Source organism: Rhodocyclus purpureus (assembly GCF_016653115.1).
GTDB lineage: Bacteria > Pseudomonadota > Gammaproteobacteria > Burkholderiales > Rhodocyclaceae > Rhodocyclus > Rhodocyclus purpureus.
On the sequence record NZ_NHRX01000068.1, the window covers coordinates 1 to 19,585 of the forward strand.

The window sequence follows — 19,585 nt, forward strand, 5'->3', positions numbered from 1 at the left end:
TCGCCAAAGACCTCTATGGAAGCCTTGCGGCACTGCGCACGATCGAAAGGCTCCAGTAGTTCGGCGAACTCGTAGTAGCGCCGGCCCGGTACTGCGAGGATGAATTCAAGCGGCGCGCCGTGTTCCAGGCGCATGGCCGAAAGGGCTTCGAGGTTGTCCAGACTGAGCAGTCCGCGGTCGGCGATCAGAACGACGCGTCGGATGCTCGGATAGCGTTCGAGAATCTTGGTGACGGTCGGCATCAAGGTGTGCGTCTCGCTCGCGTTGCCCTCGAAGACCTCATGGAACAGGGGCAAGCCTTCCGCCGTCTGGACGAGGCCGAGCATGAATTGCCGGGCAATCAGACCTTCCTTGGCCATCCCGAACTGCCGAACATCATCCTTTTGCTCGCTCTGACCTTCGGCCCGGATCGTGGCCATGTCATAAAACAGCACGGAAAGATCCTGATCGATCAGGGGGCAAAGCAGTTCAGCGACGAGCTTTTCGACGGCTTCGCGACGATCGATGAGCGCATCCATGGCGCGAAGCAGGTGGTCGTGACTGACTTGGCTGGCATTGAGGCCGGCGAGGATCAGCGGCAGCTCGGTCTGCTTGTCGAGCTTCAGACCCTTCTCGTTCACCTCGCGGTTCATGTGGATGGCGAGGTTCGGCAGGCGCAGCAAGGGCTGGTCGAAGCGCAGCAGCCGCGTCCGTGGACCGGCTTCCGAGTTCACGACGACCCGCCCGGCGAGGCTGAGATCGCGGTCGGTGAAGGTCGCGATGATCGGCCCGCCATAGACCTCGACCGCCAGCCGGAGCAGCACGTCGCCACCGAGCGCCGGGCGCGGCTTGACGCGCAGCCCCGGCGAATCGGTGTGCGCACCGACGATGCGGAAGCCCTGCTCCACCAGCGGCTCGCTGCCGACGACGAAGGCGATGATCGACGCACCGCCGCGCACGACGTAATGGCGGCTGCCCGGATTGAGCTGCCAGCGCTCGCCCTCGTCGAGCCGCACGAAGCCCTGTGCCGACAGGCGCTGCGCGCAGCTGGCGACGGCGTGCCACGGGCTCGGGCTCGCGTCGATGAAGTCGATCAGATCAAGCGCGGCGGCGCGGGCGGGCGGGCAGAGGGGACATGGGGGACTCGCGGGAGTTTTGAAGCTGAAAGTTGACCACGAAATGCACGAAAAAACACGCACGAAAAAACACGCACGAAAAAACACGAAATCATTCATCGGCTTCGACGCCGACGGGTTGGACAGCGAGCGACCGCCCCACTGTCTCGTTTCGTGACTTTCGTGTTTTTCGTGGATGAAGTTTTAAGCTTGTATCGAGAGGCAGCGGAGGCAGGACATTATCAGCGCCGCGGCGTTCAGGCGGAAGGGCGCCAACGCTCCTGCACTCGCCGGACCCGGCGGCGTCGCCTCACGCCCACGCACGTCGCTGGTCGAGCAGCGCCGGCCGGTCGATCTGCTGCGCGAGCGCATCGATGTCGGCAGCGCTCACCCCAGCCTCCCTGAAGCGCTGGCGCCAGTGCCCGACGACACCGGCGACGAGCCGGACGTCCTGCTCGGCCTCCTTCATCGTCAAGCCGAACTGCCCGCACTCGGACAAGGCGTTGGCCAGGGTCGAGTCGGCCCCGTCGCTGCCGACGCGCATCTGCTGGTAGCCGAGTGCCTGCCCCGCGGGGAGCACGTCGAAGGCCGGCGACAACTCGTACTCGCCCCGGTCGTTCATCAGCAGCGCATGGTTCTTTTCGTGGTCGTCGGTGTTGTCGATCAGGATGTTGAACAGCATCCGGCGAAACAGCTCGCGTCGCTGCAGCCGGCTGACGCCGCCGGCCACGGGTCCGCGCCGGCGCAAGAGTTGTGCGAGTTCCGGATAGCCCATCTCTTCGCCGGCAGCTTTCAGCGCGACGCAGGCAGAAAGCGCGTGCCGGCGCCGCCCATCTGCGCGATCGAAACGCCTGATGGCGACGGCGTGCCCGCGACCCAGATCGATCGGCCGGGTCGCGGCGACGCGGATTGAACATTCCGCGGCAAGGCGCATCGTCGCGTGCTCGATCAGCGGGCTGTCGGTCGTGTCGCCCTCCTCGCCGAACTTGAGCACCCACTGTGCCCCGTCCATGTCGAGCAAGGCCTTGGGCCGTGCCCCGCCCATGGTGACGCCGGGAGCGACCAGGCGCGCGAGCGCCGGCGCCACCGCTTCGCCGGCAATGACGCTGCGCACGACGCCCTCGATCGCCGTGACATCCCCGAGTTTGGGCAGCGATCCGACCCGCCGCGGCAGGTAGCGGTCGCGCGCGAGCGAAACACCGAGCGCGCCGAAGCGCTCGTCGCCGGCGAAATACAGGTACTCCATCAGCGACAGGCGCGCCGGTCGGTCGAGGTAGCGGATCACTCGCTCGCCCCAACGGTCAGGCCTGGCGTCGTCGACCGCGCCGGCGGCGACATCCTTTTCCGTGGGGATGAACTCGTGATCGAGCAGCGGCAGATCCTCGCTGAGCGGAAATCCTGCGGCGAGCCAGGTGGGCGAGTAGCGCAGCGAAACGCCACGCAGCGACCGCACCAGATGCAGGTCGCCGATGAGGACGGGCGCATCGGGTTGCCCCAGCCACCAGAGGTACAAGGTGTCGCGCGCTTCGTACGCGGCCTGATTCGGCGCCTCGCTCACGGCTCGTCCTTTCCTGGCGATGCCGCCGCCCGGCGCATCCGCTCTTCGATCGACGCCGGCTTGCGCACCGAGCGCAAGCGGGCGGCGCGGACATCGTTCTCCAGCGCGCCACGGTCGAATTCCGGCGCGGCGAGTTCGGCGATCGCCTGCGCGCGGCCGATCAGCCAGAGGGCCGTCGCATAGGTGCCGAAGGCCACCGAAGGATCGCCCTTTTCCATTCGCGCCAGCGTCGGCTCGGTGACGCCGATGCGCTCGGCCCACAGCCGCCGTGCCTCCTTGCGCCGCTTGCGCGCGATGGCCAGGTTCTCGCCCAACTGCTTCAGTTGCGCGAGCACCAGCGGCGGCATCGAGCTGAGCGAGCGGGACTGTTTCGGCATAAGTAGATGCTAGCAAAAAGCCGAAAAATATAAATCTATTTTCTTTCAGTGATCCAGGCTTGATTCACTCCCTTACGCTCGGGCTGAGCCTGTCGAAGCCCTATCGACGCCCGCTGTCGCCAATGCCCTTCGACAAGCAGAGGGCGCAGGGAAGATCAATATTCAAGGGCCGGGCTAACGGTCATGGCGAGTTGCGCCGCCCCGGAGCACTAAACGCGCTGATCAGCTGCCGTCATTGCGAGGCGCGCAGCGCCGTGGCAATCCAGTTCGTTTTCTGTCTCCTCGTCCTTGCCGGCCACCCTATACCAGCCCTACGCACTGGATCGCCACGCCCTACGGGCTCGCGATGACGGTTACGGTCTCAGCCTCTCCGCATGCCCCCCCTGGCACTGCCGACATTGCGAGGCGCGTAGCGCCGTGGCAATCCAGTTCGTTCTTCCGTCTCCTCGCCCTTGCCGGCTACCCTATACCAGCCCTACGCACTGGATCGCCACGCCCTGCGGGCTCGCGATGACGGGCTGCTGCTCCGGGGCCGCGCCTTTGCTTCCCTTCGCAGCTTCACCTTATCCGAAGTCAGCACGGACCGACGCCTGCCGACGGCGGGCGCCGGCCATCAGGCCTGCGCCACACCCTTGCGCTGCGCCAGCAAGGTATACACCGTCGGCACGACGAAGAGCGTGAACAGGGTGCCGAGCACAAGTCCGCCGACGATCACCCAACCGATCGGCTGCCGGCTTTCGGCGCCGGCGCCCTGCGCGAAGGCAAGCGGCAGGGCACCGAGGACCATCGCGCCGGTGGTCATCAGGATCGGGCGCAGGCGCAGCGCCGCCGCTTCCGCCACCGCCTCACGCAGCTCGCGCCCCTGCTCCTGCAGCTGGTTCGCGAAGTCGACGATCAGGATGCCGTGCTTGGTGATCAGGCCGACCAGGGTCACCAGTCCGATCTCGCTGTAGACGTTGAGCGTGCCGCCGGAGAGGAAGAGCGCGAGCAGCGCGCCGGTGATCGACAGCGGCACCGTCAGCATGATGATCAGCGGATCACGGAAGCTCTCGAACTGCGCGGCGAGGACGAGGTAGATGAAGGCGAGCGCGAGCGTGAAGGCGATCGCGAGCGACGAGGACGACAACTTGAACTCGCGCGACTGGCCGGCGTAGTCGACCGCGTAGCCCGGCGGCAGCACGCGCGCGGCGATCTCCTCCATCGCCTGCAAGGCCTCGCCGAGCGTGTAGCCGGGTGCCAGGTTGGCGGTGATCAGCACCGCGCGGCGCTGGGCGAAGTGGTTGAGTTCGCGCGGGCTGACCGTCTCGTCGACCTGCACGAGGCTGGCGAGCGGCGTCATGCTGCCGTCGCGCGCGCGCACCTGGATGTCGCGCAGGTCGGCCGGCGTCACCCGCCCGGCGTCGGCGACCTGGACGATCACGTCGTACTGCTCGCCATCGCGCTTGAAGCGGGTCACCTGGCGGCCACCGAGCATCGTCTCCAGCGTCTGCCCGACCGTGTCGATGTCGACGCCGCTCGCCGAGGCCTTGTCGCGGTCGACGGCGACGGCGACTTCGGGCTTGTTGAGCTTGAGATCGGTGTCGAGGTTGGCGAGTCCAGGGTTCTTTGCCGCCTCGGCGACGATTTTCGCCGCGATCTCCTGCATTTCCGCGTACGGCGCCGAAGACAGGATGACGAAGCTCACCGGCCGCTCGCGCGCTGAGAGGCCGAGCGAAGGCGGCTGCACCGGGAAGGCGAGCACGCCGGGGATGGCCATGAACTTCGGAAACATCTCTTTGACGATCGCCGGCGCCTTGCGCTCGCGCTGGTCCCAGTCGGCGAGGCCGACGAAGGAAATCCCCTGGGTCACCGTCGGACTGCCGACCACCATGTTGTAGCGCTCGACCTCGGGCGTGGCGGCGTAGATCGCCTCCAACCGGCGCGCGTACCTGTCGCTGTAGTCGATGGTCGCGCCTTCAGGGCCGTTGAAGATGCCGATCAGGATGCCGCGGTCCTCGACCGGCGCCAGCTCCGACTTGAGCGACTTGAAGAGGAAGACGCTGGCAGCCGCGACCAGCGCGAAGACGAGCATGACCAGCCAGCGCCGGTCGAGCGCACGCGCCAGCACGCGGCGGTAGCCCTCGCCGAGCCAGCCGAGGAAGTTCTCGACCGCGCCCCAGGCGCGGCCGTGGCCCTGCTCGTGGCGCAGCAGGGCCGCGCACATCATCGGCGACAGGGTCAGCGCGACGAAGCCGGAGACGAGCACGGCACCCGCCAGGGTCAGCGCGAACTCGACGAACAGCTTGCCGGTGCGCCCGGTCATGAACGCCACCGGCGCATAGACCGCAGCCAGCGTGATCGTCATCGCGACGACGGCATACGAGATTTCCTTCGCCCCCTGCAGCGCCGCCTGCAGGCGCGGCATGCCTTCCTCGATGTGGCGGTAGATGTTCTCGAGCACGACGATGGCGTCGTCGACGACGAGGCCGATCGCCAGCACCAGCGCCAGCAGCGTCAGCGTGTTGATCGAGAAACCGAGCGCATACATGAGCGCGCAGGCACCGATTAGCGAGACCGGGATCGTCACCAGCGGGATCAGCGTCGCGCGCAGGTTGCGCAGGAAGAAGAAGATGATTGCCAGCACCAGCAGCACGGCCTCGCCGATGGTCGCAAACACCGACTTGATCGAGCGGTCGATGAACACCGACGAATCGTAGGAGATGTCGGCGCGCATGCCCTCGGGCAGCTGCTTGACGATGGTAGGCAGTTCGGCGCGCAGCGCCTTCGACAGTTCGAGCGGGTTCGCCGTCGCCTGCTTGACGACGCCGAGCGAGACCGCCGACTTGCCGTTGAAGCGGACGATGCTGCGTTCGGACTCGGCGCCGATGTCGACGCGCGCCAGGTCGCGCAGGCGCACCGGGTAGCCAGCCGCCTCCTTGACGATGATGTCGCGGAACTGCTCGGCGTCGTTGAGATCGGTATGCGCGGTGACCGAGAACTCGCGCTGCGCGCTCTCGATCCGCCCGGCCGGCAGTTCGACATTCTGCCGCCGGAGCGCCGCCTCGATGTCCTGCACCGTCAGCGCGTAGGCGGCCAGCCGCTCGCGGTCGAGCCAGACACGCATCGCGTAGCGACGCTCACCGTCGACGCGGACGTCGGCGGCACCGGGCAGCGTCTGCAGGCGCGGCTTGACGATGCGGTTGGCGAAGTCGGTGACCTCGAGCGCCGAGTGCCGGTCGGAAGAGAAGGCGACGCGGATGATCGGATTGGCATCGGCCTCGACCTTGGCGATCACCGGCTCGTCGACGTCGGCAGGCAACTTCTTGCGCACGCGCGAGACGCGGTCGCGCACGTCGGCGGCCGCCGAGTCGGGGTCGCGCTCGAGCTTGAAGCGCACCGTGATCTGGCTGCTCTCTTGGCGCGAGATCGAGGTGATGACGTCTACGCCCTCGATGCCGGCGAGCGAGTCCTCGAGCGGCTTGGAGACGCGCGACTCGATGATCTCGGCCGAGGCGCCACGGTAGCTGGTCGACACATTGACCACCGGCTCGTCGATCTTCGGGTACTCGCGCACCGAGAGGCGCGTCCACGAGACGAGGCCGATCAGGACGACCAGGAGCGACAGCACGGTCGCGAAGACCGGGCGGCGGATGCACAGCTCGGAGACGATCATCGGCCCGACCCGGCCGCGTCGCGCGCCTTTCCGCCCTCCCCGCCGGCCGGCCTGGCGCTCCCGTCGCCGAGCACGCGCACCGGCACACCGTCACGCAACTTGAGCTGTCCGGCGGTGACGACCTCGTCACCTGCCTTGAGAGAGGACACTGCTTCGGCCACCGATCCTGCCTCCGCTCCGGCACCGGATCCGGGTTCCAATCCGCCGACGATCTCGACCAGCCCGTCGCGGCGCAGTCCGGTCCGTACCGGCGTGCGCAGCGCCTTGCCCTCGACGACGCGATAGACGAAAGGTGTTCGCGCGTCGGGGACGATCGCTTCCTCAGGGACGAGCAGCGCGTCCTGGCGCTCGCCCAGTTCGAGCCTGACGCGCGCGAACAGCCCCGGCCGCAACTTGCCGCCGCGGTTGTCGAGCTGCGCGCGGCAGGAGAGCGAGCGGCCGCTCGCCTCGATCAGCGGATCGATCGCGGCGAGCGTTGCCGTGAAGCGCTGGCCGGGCAGCGCGTCGCTGGTCACGGCCAGCGTCTGCCCGCGCCGGACCTGGCCGAGATAGGCGTCGGGCAGGCGGAAGTCCACCTTCAGCGCAGAGATGTCCTCGACATTGACGAGGTCCTGCCCTTCCTTGACGTAATCGCCGACGCTGATCTTGCCGATGCCGACGACGCCGGCAAACGGCGCGCGAATGCGAGTCTGCTCGAACTTCGCCTGCGCCAGCGCCAGCGCGGCCTCCTGCACGGCGAGACTCGCTGCGGCGGAATCGAGTGCCTGCCGGCTGATGAAATTCCTGGCGAAGAGCTCCTGCTGCCGTTTGAAGGTCAGCTGCGCGAGGCCGAGGTTGGCCTTCGCCTGCGCGAGTTCGGCTTCCTGCAGCGACGCTTCGAGGCTGATCAGCAACTCGCCGCGACGCACGACGGCGCCGTCACGGAAGTGGATGGCGGCGATCCTGCCGGCCGTCTCCGGGCGCAGGATCACCGACTCGTTGGCGCGCAGCGAAGCGACCGCGCTCGCCACCAAGGGCAGATCGATCGCCTGCGCGCGCGCCGTCTCCACCGCAACGGGCATGCCGCCCGGGCGTCCTGCTACCGGAGGTCCGCCGGCAGGCTTGTCGCCCACCGTCTGGCCGGCCGGGCCGGGAGGTCCCGAGGGCGCCGCGGGGCCGGCATCGCGCAAGGCGTAGTGCGCGACGAAGCCGAGAGCGAACAGACCGAGGCCAGCGAGCACGCTGACCCATGCACGGCCGCGCCGGGGCCGCAGTGCCGGGACCGCTGGCGTGCTGCTGAGTTCGTCCGCACCCGGCATCAACGAGTCCCCGCCAGCACTCGCGGAATCCGACGAGAATCAGACGAGAATCAGACGACGATCGTCGCCGCTTCGCCTTCGCTGCGCGCCTCGATGCGGCCGATCAGCTGCGAGGGCTGGCCGGCGGCGGCGAGCACGGCCTGCGCCTCCGCCGCCTGCTCGGGGCTGACGATGACGACCATGCCGATACCGCAGTTGAAGACGCGGTGCATTTCGGCGTCGGCAACCTGGCCCTCGCGCTGCAGCCAGTCGAACAGCTTCGGGCGCTGCCAGGTCGAGCTGTCGATCACCGCCTTCACCGCCTCCGGCAGCACGCGCGGAACGTTCTCGGTGAGACCACCACCGGTGATGTGCGCCATGCCCTTGACCGGCATGGCTGCCATCAGCGCCAGCAGCGGCTTCACGTAGATCTTCGTCGGCGCCATCACCGCGTCGGCGAGCGTGCGCGGCTGGCCATCGACTTCGTCGAAAGGCGCGTCGAGGTCGGGCTGCGAACGTGCGATGATCTTGCGTACCAGCGAATAGCCGTTCGAGTGCGCGCCCGACGAGGGCAGGCCGAGGACGAGGTCACCGGCGACGATGTCGCGGCCGGTGATGATCGCCGACTTCTCGACGGCACCGACGGCGAAGCCGGCCAGGTCGTACTCGCCTTCCGGATACATGCCGGGCATCTCGGCGGTTTCGCCGCCGATCAGCGCGCAGCCGGCGTCCTCGCAGCCGCGCGCGATGCCACCGACGACTGCGGCCGCGGTGGCAACGTCGAGCTTGCCGCAGGCGAAGTAGTCGAGGAAAAAGAGCGGCTCGGCGCCCTGCACCAGGATGTCGTTCACGCTCATCGCGACGAGGTCGATGCCGACCGTGTCGTGGCGGTTCAGCTCGAAGGCCAGGCGCAGCTTGGTGCCGACACCGTCGGTGCCGGAGACGAGCACCGGCTCGCGGTAGCGCTTGGGCACCTCGAACAGCGCGCCGAAGCCGCCGATACCGCCGAGGACACCTTCGCGCAGGGTCTTCCTGGCGAGCGGCTTGATGCGTTCGACGAGTTCGTCACCGGCGTCGATATCGACACCGGCATCACGGTAGGAGAGCGATTGAGGAGCGGAGCCCGCTTGCGCAGCGGATTGGAATTCCTGGGTCATCGTGGGAGGCGTCCCGAGCAAGGCTGGCGAGTGATAGAATGCTGCCGCACACGCCGTGGCGGTTGAAGGCAGGCTGCAAACCTGCGATTCTAGCCCAAATGCGCCGCCGCGCCGAGGGCGACACCGCCGCCCATGAACCCTGCCACTCACTCGTCTTTGCAAACCTTCGCCGCCGACCGCGCCCGATGCGCCAACTGATCCTCGAACTGCTGCCCGAAGCTGCGCCCGGCCTCGACAATTTTGTCGCCGGCAGCAATGACGAGGTCATCGCCGGCCTGCGCCGCTGGCTGCAACCGGGCAATGGCGAGACCTGCCTGTTCCTGTGGGGCGACGCCGGCGCCGGCAAGACGCACCTCCTGCGCGCGAGCGGCGCCCACTACATCGACTCGGCCGCGGACCCGGCGCTGGCGACGCTGGCCGAAGACGACACGCGCAGCGGTGGCAGGATCGCCATCGACAACGTCGAAGCGCTCGATGGCAGCGGCCAGATCGCGCTCTTCAACGCCTTCAACCGCCTGCGCGCGAGCGGCGGCGCCCTGCTCGCTGCCGGTAACGAACCGCCGCTGCGCCTCAAGTTGCGCGAGGACCTGCGCACGCGCCTGGGTTCCGGGCTGATGTTCCGCGTGCATGCGCTGACCGACGCCGAGAAGATCGCCGCGCTGGCGGCGCAGGCCAAGGCGCGCGGACTGCGCCTGCCACCGGAAGCCTTCCCCTACATCCTGGCGCGCGCCCCGCGCGACATGCGCAGCCTCGCTGCCATCCTGGTCGCGCTCGACCGCCTCTCGCTCGAACAGAAGCGGCCGATCACGCTGCCGCTCCTGCGTGAAGTGCTGCAGGGACCGCGCTGATGCCGACCCATGCCCGCCTTGCGGGGCGCCTACCTACTGCCGAAAAAAGATGACCGCACTCCAGCACCTGACTCCTGTCGAAGGCCGCGAACTCGCCCTCTTCGACCTCGACAACACCCTGCTCGCCGGCGACAGCGATTTCGAATGGGCCCAGTTCCTGATCGGGCGCGGCAGCCTCGACGGCGAGCTGCACGCCGCGCGCAACCGCGACTTCTACCAGCAGTACGTCGACGGCACCCTCGACATCTTCGAGTTCCTCGAATTCCAGTTGGCGCCGCTGTCGCGTCACGACCGCGCCCAACTCGACGCCTGGCACCGCGAGTTCGTCGCCACGCGCATTCGTCCGATCATGAGCGAGCGGGCACGCGAACTGGTGCGCATGCATGTCGAACGCGGCGCCCTGTGCGCGCTGGTCACCGCGACCAACAGCTTCGTCACCGGACCGATCGCCCACGAGTTCGGCATCCCGCACCTGATCGCGACGGTTCCGGCGCACAGCCACGGCCGCTTCACCGGCAAGCCGCGCGGCGAACCTTCGTTCCGCGAAGGCAAGGTGCAACGCGTCGAAGCCTGGCTCGAGTCGCTCGGCCTGTGGCGTGGCAGCTTCACGAAGAGCTGGTTCTACAGCGACTCGCACAACGACCTGCCGCTGCTGGCCTGGGTCAGCGACCCGGTCGCGGTCGATCCCGACGCGCGCCTCGCCGAGGCCGCGCGCAGCAACGGCTGGCCGACCATCAGCCTGCGCGGCTGATCGCCTGGCCGCTCCAGCGCGTGGCACCAGCCCTCACGCGCATTACCGTCGGACCCATCATGATTCGCAAACTGATCCATCGTGTTTTCGGCGCGCGGGCGGCCAAGCCCGCGCCGGCCGCGCCTGCTCCCGAAGGGCCGGCGCTGATCCAGGCCGCCCGCCACGGCGTCCATCGCGAACGCATCTCCAGCGGCGCCCGCCGCACCGTCGAGACCCTGCAGCAGCACGGCTACAAGGCCTATGTGGTCGGCGGCGCGGTGCGCGACCTGCTCGCCGGCATCCCGCCCAAGGACTACGACGTCGCCACCGACGCCACCCCGGAGCAGGTGCGCCAGTGCTTCCGGCGCGCGCGCCTGATCGGGCGCCGTTTCCAGATCGTGCATGTGCTGATGGGCGCCGAGACGATCGAGGTCGCCACCTTCCGTGCGCCGCACGACGAGGACACGCAGACCGACGCACATGGCCGCGTGCTGCGCGACAACGTCTTCGGCACGCACGCCGAGGACGCCGCGCGGCGCGACTTCACCGCCAACGCGCTCTACTACGACCCGGTCGCCGAGACGATCGTCGACTTCCACCACGGCGTCGCCGACATCGAGCAGAAGACGCTGCGCATGATCGGCGACCCGCTGACGCGCTACCGCGAGGACCCGGTGCGCATGCTGCGCGCAGTGCGCCTGGCTGCCAAGCTCGGCCTCACGATTGACCCGGAAGCGCGGCGGCCGATCCGCGACCTGGCGCCGCTGCTCGAAAACGTACCGCCGGCGCGGCTGTTCGACGAGATGCTGAAGCTCTTGAGTTCGGGGCACGCCCTGCGCTGCCTGAAGCAACTGCGCGAGGAAGGACTGCACCACGGCGTGCTGCCACTGCTCGACGTCGTGCTCGAACAACCGCTCGGCCAGCGCTTCGTCGTCCTCGCACTGGAAAACACCGACCAGCGCGTGCGCGAGGGCAAGGGCATCTCGCCGGGCTTCCTGTTCGCCACCCTGCTCTGGCACCAGACGCTGGCGCGCTGGAAAAAGATCGAGGCCGCCGGCGAGCGTCCGATCCCGGCGCTGTTCCAGGCCATGGACGAGGTGCTCGACGCGCAGTCGGAGAAGCTCGCGATCACCCGCCGCGTCGCCGGCGACATCAAGGACATCTGGGCGCTGCAGCCGCGCTTCGAGCAGCGCTCGGGCAAGCGCCCCTACGCCCTGCTCGAACACGAGCGTTTCCGCGCCGGCTGGGACTTCCTGCAGTTGCGCAGCGCCGCCGGCGAGATCGACCGCGAGATCACCGACTGGTGGGAAGCCTTCCTCGCCGCCGACGGCGACGAACGCGCAGCGCTCCTGCAGCCACCGCGCGCCGACGAGGCGAAGAAGCGCCGCCGTCGCCGGCGCAAACCGGCGGCCGGTGCGCCAGCCGCGCCCGTCGCCGATTGACCCACAGCGCGCATCAACCGGGCGCCGGCATCGAGCAGCGCCCCGCCACAGGCAGCACCATGACCGACACGCATCGCCCCCACCGCGCCTTCGTCGCCCTCGGCGCCAACCTCGACGAGCCCGCGGCGCAGGTGAAGGCAGCAGCCGCCGCGCTCGCCGCGCTGCCGGGGAGCCGCCTGCTGCGCCTCTCCTCGCTCTACCGCAGCGCACCGGTCGGCGTCGGCGCCGAGGCGCAGCCCGACTACGTCAATGCGGTCGCCGAGCTGGCGACCGGACTCGGCGCGCATGAACTGCTGGCGGAGCTGTTCGCCATCGAGCAGCGCTTCGGCCGCCGGCGTTCGACACGCAACGCGGCGCGCACGCTCGACCTCGACCTCCTGCTCTTCGACGGGCAGTGCATCGACGACGCCGTCCTCACCCTGCCGCACCCGCGCCTGCACCTGCGCGCCTTCGTCGTCCAGCCGCTGGTCGAGATCGCACCGGAACTTTCGATTCCGCGCCGTGGGCTGGCCGCCGCGTGGCTGCCGGCGGTCGCCAGCCAGCGCATCGAGAGGATGCGCGGGTGAAGCTGCCGATCCTCTGGCAGACGGCGCTGCTGCTCGCCGCGTCGAACGTGTTCATGACCTTAGCCTGGTACGCGCACCTGAAGAACCTCGCCGACCGGCCGTGGTGGATCGCCGCGCTGATCTCCTGGGGAATCGCGCTGTTCGAGTACATGCTGCAGGTGCCCGCCAACCGCATCGGTTCGAGCGAACTGTCGCTCGCGCAGCTGAAGATCATGCAGGAAGTGATCACGCTGACCGTGTTCATTCCCTTCGTCGTCTTCTACATGCAGCAACCGCTGAAGCTTGACTATCTATGGGCGGCTCTGTGTATCCTTGGCGCCGTCTATTTCATTTTCCGCTCGTGAAACGCCCGCCACCGCCCGCCGTGGCAACGACAGGAGCGCCGAGCGCCGCTGCGCAGCGCCCCGGGATAACCCGGCGGCCTGCGCATCACTGATCAGGGGAGCCCACCCATGTCCGTTCACCCTCCGGCCGACGCGCCGGTCCGCCGCCTCACCCACGTCGACCTCGCGCGCATGCATGCTGCCGGCGAGAAGATCGCCATGCTCACCTGCTACGACGCCGGTTTCGCCCGCGCCTGTGAGGTTGCCGGCGTCGATTCGCTGCTCATCGGCGACTCGCTCGGCATGGTCGTGCAGGGGCACGACTCGACCCTGCCGGTGACCGTCGCCGACATCGCCTACCATGTGGCGGCGGTCGCGCGCGGCAGCCGCAGGCCGCTGATCGTCGCCGACATGCCCTTCGCCAGCTACCAGGAGAGCCCGCAGCAGGCTTACCGCAACGCGGCGACGCTGATGATCGCCGGCGCGCAGATGGTCAAGATCGAGGGCGGGGTCGACATGGCAGAGACGACGCGCTTCCTCGCCACGCGCGGCATTCCGGTCTGCGCCCACATCGGCCTGACACCGCAGTGGGTGCACCAGTTCGGTGGCTACCGCATCCAGGGCCGCGACGAGGCCGGTGCCGCACAGGTGCTCGCCGACGCGCTCGCGCACCAGGAGGCCGGTGCCACGCTGGTCCTCATCGAGGGCGTGCCGGCGGCGCTCGCCGCTGCCACCGCACGCCAGCTGCGCGTGCCGACCATCGGCATCGGCGCCAGCCCCGAATGTTCGGGCCAGGTGCTGGTCCTGCACGACATGCTCGACGTCGCGCCGGGCAAGAAGGCACGCTTCGTCAAGAACTTCATGGCCGGACGCGACTCGATCGTCGACGCCATCTCCGCCTACGTCGCCGCGGTCCGCGACGGCAGCTTCCCCGCCCCCGAACACTGTTACTGAACCGGCGCCTCCCAGGACACCACCGACCATGCAAGTCATCACCTCGATTTCCGCACTGCGCGCAGCCCTCGCCGGACGCCGCGTCGCCTTCGTCCCGACCATGGGTTCGCTGCACGCCGGCCACATCTCGCTGATGGAGGCGGCGCGCCGCCACCCGGCCGCCGACACCGTCGTCGCCAGCATCTTCGTGAACCGCCTGCAGTTCGGCCCCAACGAGGACTTCGACCGCTACCCGCGCAGCCTGGAGGCCGACTGCGCCAAGCTCGCCGCTGCCGGCGTCGATTTCGTGTTCGCACCGGACGAGGCCGAGCTCTACCCCGAGCCGCAGGCCTACAAGGTCGAACCGCCGGCGATGGGCAACGAGATCGAAGGCGAATTCCGCCCCGGCTTCTTCCGCGGCGTATGCACCGTCGTCCTCAAGCTGTTCAACATCGTCCAGCCGAAGGTCGCGCTGTTCGGCAAGAAGGACTACCAGCAGCTCGCGATCGTGCACGGCATGGTCCGGCAGCTCGCGCTGCCGATCGAGATCGTCGGCGTCGACACCCTGCGCGCCGACGATGGCCTCGCGCTCTCCTCGCGCAACCTCTACCTGTCGCCGGCCGAACGCATCGAGGCGACGCAGCTCCACCAGTCGCTGTGCGCGCTGCGCGACGCGATCGGTGCAGGCCAGCGCAACTTCGCCGAACTCGAACGCAGCGCCGCCGCCGCGCTCGACGCACGCGGCTGGAAGACCGACTATTTCGCGATCCGCCGCCGCGTCGACCTGCAGGTACCGCAGGGCGCCGACGACGCGCTGGTGATCCTCGCCGCCAGCCGCCTGGGAACGACCCGGCTGATCGACAACCTCGAGGTCTGAACGGATTACGTGCCCCCCGCGGCAGCGCCGGACGGAAACGCATCGCATGGATCAAGGGCGTGCCCTGCGCCGACAAGAAAGCGCCGCAGAGGGGCAAAGCGACGCACGCAGGCGGCGAAAAAAGACCGAAAAAAGCCGTTGACAGCGGCGGATCAGGGGATAAAATGCGACACCCTACGGCGGGCCGGGCGCAAGTCCGGTCTTTTCACGTGGAAATTCCGCATGAATGGCACCCCTACGGCGCTGGCGGAAACTTACCGATCACTTTTCATGTTTTTCTAACGGCGCCGGAGCCACGGGCGTCCGCGCAGAGGAATCCAGCATGTACAGAACGATGCTCAAGTCGAAGTTGCACCGCGTGACGACGACGCACGCCGACCTTCACTACGAAGGCTCGTGCGCCATCGACGAGGATCTGCTTGAAGCCGCCGACATCTACGAGAACGAGCAGATCGACATCTGGAACGTCAACAACGGCGAGCGCTTCACGACCTACGCGATCCGCGCCGAGCGCGGCTCGGGCATCATCTCGGTCAATGGCTCGGCCGCACGCCGCGCCGCGCCCGGCGACATCCTGATCATCGCCACCTTCGGCAACTTCGATGAAGCCGAAATCGCCAAGCACGACCCGAAGCTGATCTATGTCGACGCGAAGAACCGCATCGTCCGCCGCGGGCATCGCGTTCCGCTGCAGCTCGCCTGACACTGCCGATCAGGCCCGGTCTAACCAGACCCGGCGCCCGCAACAGCTGACAAAAAAGCCGCGTTCGACGCGGCTTTTTTTGTTGCTGTCAAGCGGTGTCCTTCTTTGCCGTAGCGCGCGGTCGCCGCGGGCGCGACGATGCTGCCTTCTTCTTCGCCGCTGCCGGCTCCTCGCCGGCGCTGCCGGCCTCCGCGACCGGCGGCGCGACGGGCGCCGTCTCGCCGCTCGCTGCAGCGGCATCGCCGGTATCGGCTGCCGGCGGCGCGTCCTGAGCGGCCTTGCCGCCCTTGCGCTGACGACCCTTGCCGGACCCCTGAGCTTCTTCCTGGCCAGCGCTCTTGCTCGCGCCCTTGCCCGAGCTCTTCCTGCCCGCCGACTTGCGCGCCTTGCCGGCGACCTCCAGCGGGCGTTCGGTCGTCGACGCGAGCGCCGTGCCACCCTCTTCGACGCCGGCAGCCTCGATTTCACTCTGCAGTGCGGCCGGAGTTTCATCCTGGACCGCGACCGGGCTCGCCGGCAGCTGCGCGGCCGGTTCGGGCACGCGCTCGACGGCTGGCGACTCCGCAGGTGGCGACGCCTCGGCCGCGAACGGCGCTGACGCCAGTTCCGGGACCGTCCCCGCTGCCGGGGATAGTGCTACTGCGGCGGCTTCGGCATCCGGCTCGCTGCGCTGCCCCTTGCGTCCGCGACCGCGGCCACGACCCGGAGTGCGTGCGCTCGCGCCGGCTTCGGCAGCGTCAGCAACAGGTTCCGGCGCTGCTCTCGTCGCGCCGCTTGCCGCATCCGCCGCGGGTGCAGCCTCGGCGACCTCGGCGACAGGCGCTTCGACCTTCGCCGGAGCGGCTTCAGCCGACACTTCCGGACGCTGCGCGCGGCTGACCCAGTTGCCGGACTTCTCGTCGCGGCCGATCTCGAAGAAGCCGCGCAGCTGTGCTTCCTCGAGCAGGTTGCCGAAGGCTCGGAAACCGTAGTAGGACTCGTTGAAGTCCGGCTTGCGCCGCTTGATCGCGTCCTTCAACTGCGAGGCCCAGATCTTGCCGCTGTCGCCGCGTTCGGCGATCAAGGCGTCGAAGGTCGCCACCGCCAGGTCGATCGCCTTGGTCTTGCGCGCGTCCTGCTCTTCCTTGCGCTTCTTGTCCTCCTCGCTCGAACGGCGGCCGTTGCCCGGCGCCTCGCGCGCCTCGCGCTTCGCGTTGGCACGCTGCGTGTCGCGGACAAGGTCGTCGTAGAAGATGAACTCGTCGCAGTTGGCGATCAGGAGGTCGGAACACGACTGCTTGACGCCGACGCCGATCACGCGCTTGGCGTTCTCGCGCAGCTTGGAGACGAGTGGCGAGAAGTCCGAGTCGCCGCTGATGATGACGAAGGTGTCAACGTGCGCCTTGGTGTAGCAGAGATCGAGCGCGTCGACGACCATGCGGATGTCGGCCGAATTCTTGCCCGACTGGCGCACGTGCGGGATTTCGATCAGTTCGAAGTTGGCCTCGTGCATGGTCGCCTTGAAAGCCTTGTAGCGATCCCAGTCGCAGTAGGCCTTCTTGACGACGATGCCGCCCTTGAGCAGGAGGCGTTCGAGGACCGGCTTGATGTCGAACTTCTCGTAATTCGCGTCACGCACGCCGATGGCGACGTTCTCGAAGTCGCAGAAGACGGCCATGCTCGGCGTATCGGCAAAAGCCATGCGGGTTTCTCCGGAAAAAAGATGATGGAAGTCTAGACCGAACGCAGCGCGTCGACGATGTTCATTCGCGCCGCGCGGACAGCCGGCAGCACGCCGCCGACGAAGCCCATCGCCAGCGCGAAGAGCAGACTCTGGACGACGATCGCGGGCGTCATGCTGAAGCCGAAGGCGAGTTCGGAGAAGGACTTGAAGTTGGTCGTCGACAGCGTCACCAGTTGCAGCAAGGAAGCGGCAAGGATGCCGGCGCCGCCGCCGAGCAGCGCCAGGAACAGCGATTCGAGCATGAAGGCGACGAGGATGCTGCGCCGGCGGAAGCCGAGCGCGCGCAGGGTGCCGATCTCGGCGGTACGGTTGGCGACCGACGCGTACATGGTGATCATCGCGCCGATGATCGCCGCCAGCGAGAAGACCACCGACAGCGACAGCCCGAGGATGCGAATGAACGCCGACAGCGTCTCCGACTGCTCGGCATAGAAATCGCGCTCGCGCAGGGCTTCGAGCATCAGGCGCGGATCGCTCTCGATGGCCTCCTTGGCCTCCGCGAACGCGGATGGGTCGGCCAGACGGAAGATCAGCGACGAGTAGACCTGGCGGCGGAAGGACTGCATCAACTGCTCGGCGTCGCCCCAGATTTCCGAATCGAAGCCCGATTCACCGGCGTCGAAGAGGCCGACGATCCGCCACTCGCGACCACCGAAGCGCAAGGACTCGCCGAGGCCCGCGCTCTCGAAGCGCTGGGCGATGCTGCGGGCGACGACGATCTCGGCGACGCCTGGCCGGAACATGCGTCCGGCGACGATCTTCACCTGCGGGCGCAGGTACAGGCCCATCGCGTCGACGCCGCGGATGATGACGTTCGACGGGCGCGGCGCTTGGCCTTCGGCGACGCGCTTGTTGAGCGTGATCAGGACGACCGACTCCTTCGAGATCAGCGGCTGGCCGCCGGCGCCCAATGCCACCTGCGGCAGGCTCTCGACGATCGCCGCCGGGACGCGCTCGACGTTGCTCGCCACCTCGCTGCCCGCCGAGCGACGGATGACGACGACGTTGTCGTCCTCGCCGGTATCGACCAGCGTCTGCTTCAGCCCCGCGTCGAGCATCAGCACCGCGGCGAAGACGAAGACGACCAGCGCCATGCCGCCGGCGGTCAGCGCCGTCGTCATCTTGCGCACCGCGAGGTTGCGCAGCGAGTAGCCGAGCGGTACCTGCATCAGCCGATGCTCCGCAGGCCGTCGACGATCTTCACGCGCGCCGCGCGCCGCGCCGGAAAGAAGGCCGAGACGAGACCGACCGCCAGCGCGCACAGCGCCTGCAGCGCGACCGTGGTGTTGGCGACTTCGAATACGGCGAAGAACTTGCCGAGCGTCGCGGCGAAGGCCGCCGCTGCCGGGAAGGTGGCGGCGATGCCGAGGAGGCCGCCGAGCGCGGCGATCGCCAGCGACTCGCCGTAGATGAGCAGCATCACGAACAGCGGCGCGAAGCCGAGCGCCTTCAGCGTCGCGTATTCGGCGGTGCGCTCGCGCACGGTCATCGCCATGGTGTTGGCCATCACCGCGAGGATGATGAAGATGACGAGGTAGGAGACGATGCGCACGGCGACGACGATAGACTCGGTGCGCGAGACGAAGCCGAGCTGGAAGGCGCGGTCGGTCTCGGTCAGCGTCTCGGCCATGCTGTTCATGAACTGGACGTCGATGGCGCGGCTGATCTCGGCAGCGCGCGCCGGATCGGCGATATCGACGACGTAGGCGCCGACTTCATTGACCCGCGCAGGCGCGCGCTTCTTCATCGTCTCGTTGACGTAATCCCAGTGGAACAGCATCTGGCCGACATCGGTCCTCGCGTCGCGTCCGGTGTAGATGCCGCGAATGACGAAATCCCACTGCCCCGGATAGAGCCTGCCGGACAAGGTGATCGTGTCGCCGACCTTGAAGCCGTAGGTCCGGGCGAGCTTGGCACCGACGATGCAGGCCTTGCGGTCGCGCAGGAACTCGCGCCGCTCGGCGTCGGTGAGACGGTACTCCCGGTAGATGTCGAGGTAGCTCTCCGCCTCGATCGCGAACTGCGGAAAGAAGTTCTTCGGCTCCTTGTACACGCCGCCGAACCAGTTGGTGACGGTCACCGCGCGCACGCCGTCGACCTGGCGGATCTTTTCCCGGTAGGTAAGCGGCAGCGGGAAGATCAGCGAGGTCGAGTTGCGCGTGATCAGCCGCGCCTGCGATGCCCCTTCGGCGCCGGCGTACCAGGCGCTGATGACTGTCGACAGGAGGCCGAAGGCGAGAACGGCGACGGCGAGCCCGGCGATCGTCAGCAGCGTGCGCAGCCGGTGACGGAAGGTGTTGCGCAGGATCAGCGAGAACAGCATGC

16 protein-coding genes and 2 pseudogenes are annotated in these 19,585 nt (G+C 68.1%); 8 read left to right on the forward strand and 10 right to left on the reverse strand.

Translation table 11 applies throughout. From position 1 onward, the window contains the following. From CCR84_RS16655 to purM, 7 genes and pseudogenes are all read right to left on the reverse strand, one after another. Positions 1–545 (reverse strand): annotated as a pseudogene (locus tag CCR84_RS16655) (IS1634 family transposase); the annotation flags it as partial. Positions 546–620: 75 nt separating this feature from the next. Continuing rightward, positions 621–1,214 (reverse strand): annotated as a pseudogene (locus CCR84_RS16660) (zinc-binding metallopeptidase family protein); the annotation flags it as partial. A 190-nt stretch (positions 1,215–1,404) separates the two neighbouring features. Then, positions 1,405–2,652, reverse strand: coding sequence for a HipA domain-containing protein (locus tag CCR84_RS15795; protein ID WP_201214467.1), 1,248 nt, complete (start codon positions 2,650–2,652; stop codon positions 1,405–1,407). Beyond that, on the reverse strand, positions 2,649–3,029 hold the full coding sequence (locus CCR84_RS15800) for an XRE family transcriptional regulator (RefSeq protein ID WP_201214468.1): 381 nt from the start codon (positions 3,027–3,029) through the stop codon (positions 2,649–2,651). Before CCR84_RS15800 ends, CCR84_RS15795 begins: the two co-directional genes overlap by 4 nt. 613 nt (positions 3,030–3,642) lie before the next feature. Further along, positions 3,643–6,681, reverse strand: a complete 3,039-nt coding sequence (locus tag CCR84_RS15805; protein ID WP_201214469.1) for an efflux RND transporter permease subunit — start codon at positions 6,679–6,681, stop codon at positions 3,643–3,645. Then, positions 6,678–7,901 carry an efflux RND transporter periplasmic adaptor subunit gene (locus tag CCR84_RS15810; RefSeq protein ID WP_338052635.1) on the reverse strand — a complete coding sequence of 408 codons (1,224 nt, stop codon included), beginning with the start codon at positions 7,899–7,901 and terminating at the stop codon, positions 6,678–6,680. Before CCR84_RS15810 ends, CCR84_RS15805 begins: the two co-directional genes overlap by 4 nt. Before the next feature lie 128 nt (positions 7,902–8,029). Beyond that, positions 8,030–9,115, reverse strand: a complete 1,086-nt coding sequence (gene purM / locus CCR84_RS15815) for a phosphoribosylformylglycinamidine cyclo-ligase (protein WP_201214477.1) — start codon at positions 9,113–9,115, stop codon at positions 8,030–8,032. A 185-nt stretch (positions 9,116–9,300) separates the two neighbouring features. Here purM and hda point away from each other — a divergent pair, with 185 nt between their 5' ends. The 8 genes from hda to panD all read left to right on the forward strand — a co-directional run bounded on the left by hda (position 9,301) and on the right by panD (position 15,537). Then, positions 9,301–9,963: a DnaA regulatory inactivator Hda gene (gene hda / locus CCR84_RS15820; protein WP_201214478.1), complete on the forward strand. Its 663-nt coding sequence runs from the start codon at positions 9,301–9,303 to the stop codon at positions 9,961–9,963. 49 nt (positions 9,964–10,012) lie between these two features. Beyond that, positions 10,013–10,714 carry a histidinol-phosphatase gene (locus tag CCR84_RS15825; protein ID WP_201214479.1) on the forward strand — a complete coding sequence of 234 codons (702 nt, stop codon included), beginning with the start codon at positions 10,013–10,015 and terminating at the stop codon, positions 10,712–10,714. Between the two features lie 59 nt (positions 10,715–10,773). Continuing rightward, entirely contained in the window at positions 10,774–12,135 is a 1,362-nt protein-coding gene (pcnB, locus tag CCR84_RS15830; protein ID WP_201214484.1) for a polynucleotide adenylyltransferase PcnB, read from the forward strand. A 59-nt stretch (positions 12,136–12,194) separates the two neighbouring features. Continuing rightward, the gene (gene folK, locus CCR84_RS15835; protein ID WP_201214486.1) at positions 12,195–12,701 is read left to right on the forward strand and encodes a 2-amino-4-hydroxy-6-hydroxymethyldihydropteridine diphosphokinase; all 507 of its coding nucleotides are present in this window, start codon (positions 12,195–12,197) and stop codon (positions 12,699–12,701) included. Next, positions 12,698–13,045, forward strand: a complete 348-nt coding sequence (locus tag CCR84_RS15840; RefSeq protein WP_338052636.1) for a DMT family protein — start codon at positions 12,698–12,700, stop codon at positions 13,043–13,045. The genes folK and CCR84_RS15840 overlap by 4 nt, the downstream gene beginning before the upstream one ends. Positions 13,046–13,153: 108 nt before the next feature. After that, on the forward strand, positions 13,154–13,978 hold the full coding sequence (gene panB / locus CCR84_RS15845) for a 3-methyl-2-oxobutanoate hydroxymethyltransferase (protein WP_201214488.1): 825 nt from the start codon (positions 13,154–13,156) through the stop codon (positions 13,976–13,978). A gap of 28 nt (positions 13,979–14,006) precedes the next feature. Beyond that, positions 14,007–14,834 carry a pantoate--beta-alanine ligase gene (gene panC / locus CCR84_RS15850; RefSeq protein WP_201214490.1) on the forward strand — a complete coding sequence of 276 codons (828 nt, stop codon included), beginning with the start codon at positions 14,007–14,009 and terminating at the stop codon, positions 14,832–14,834. Positions 14,835–15,156: 322 nt separating this feature from the next. Further along, entirely contained in the window at positions 15,157–15,537 is a 381-nt protein-coding gene (gene panD / locus CCR84_RS15855) for an aspartate 1-decarboxylase (protein WP_201214495.1), read from the forward strand. Between the two features lie 88 nt (positions 15,538–15,625). On the opposite strand, the gene CCR84_RS15860 is transcribed toward panD, so the two are convergent. From CCR84_RS15860 to CCR84_RS15870, 3 genes are read right to left on the reverse strand one after another with little or no spacing between them, the layout of a single operon-like run. Further along, positions 15,626–17,218, reverse strand: coding sequence for an NYN domain-containing protein (locus CCR84_RS15860; protein ID WP_201214510.1), 1,593 nt, complete (start codon positions 17,216–17,218; stop codon positions 15,626–15,628). Between the two features lie 32 nt (positions 17,219–17,250). Then, entirely contained in the window at positions 17,251–18,429 is a 1,179-nt protein-coding gene (locus tag CCR84_RS15865) for an ABC transporter permease (RefSeq protein WP_201214512.1), read from the reverse strand. Next, on the reverse strand, positions 18,429–19,583 hold the full coding sequence (locus CCR84_RS15870; RefSeq protein WP_201214514.1) for an ABC transporter permease: 1,155 nt from the start codon (positions 19,581–19,583) through the stop codon (positions 18,429–18,431). The genes CCR84_RS15865 and CCR84_RS15870 overlap by 1 nt, the downstream gene beginning before the upstream one ends. Positions 19,584–19,585 lie beyond the last annotated feature (2 nt).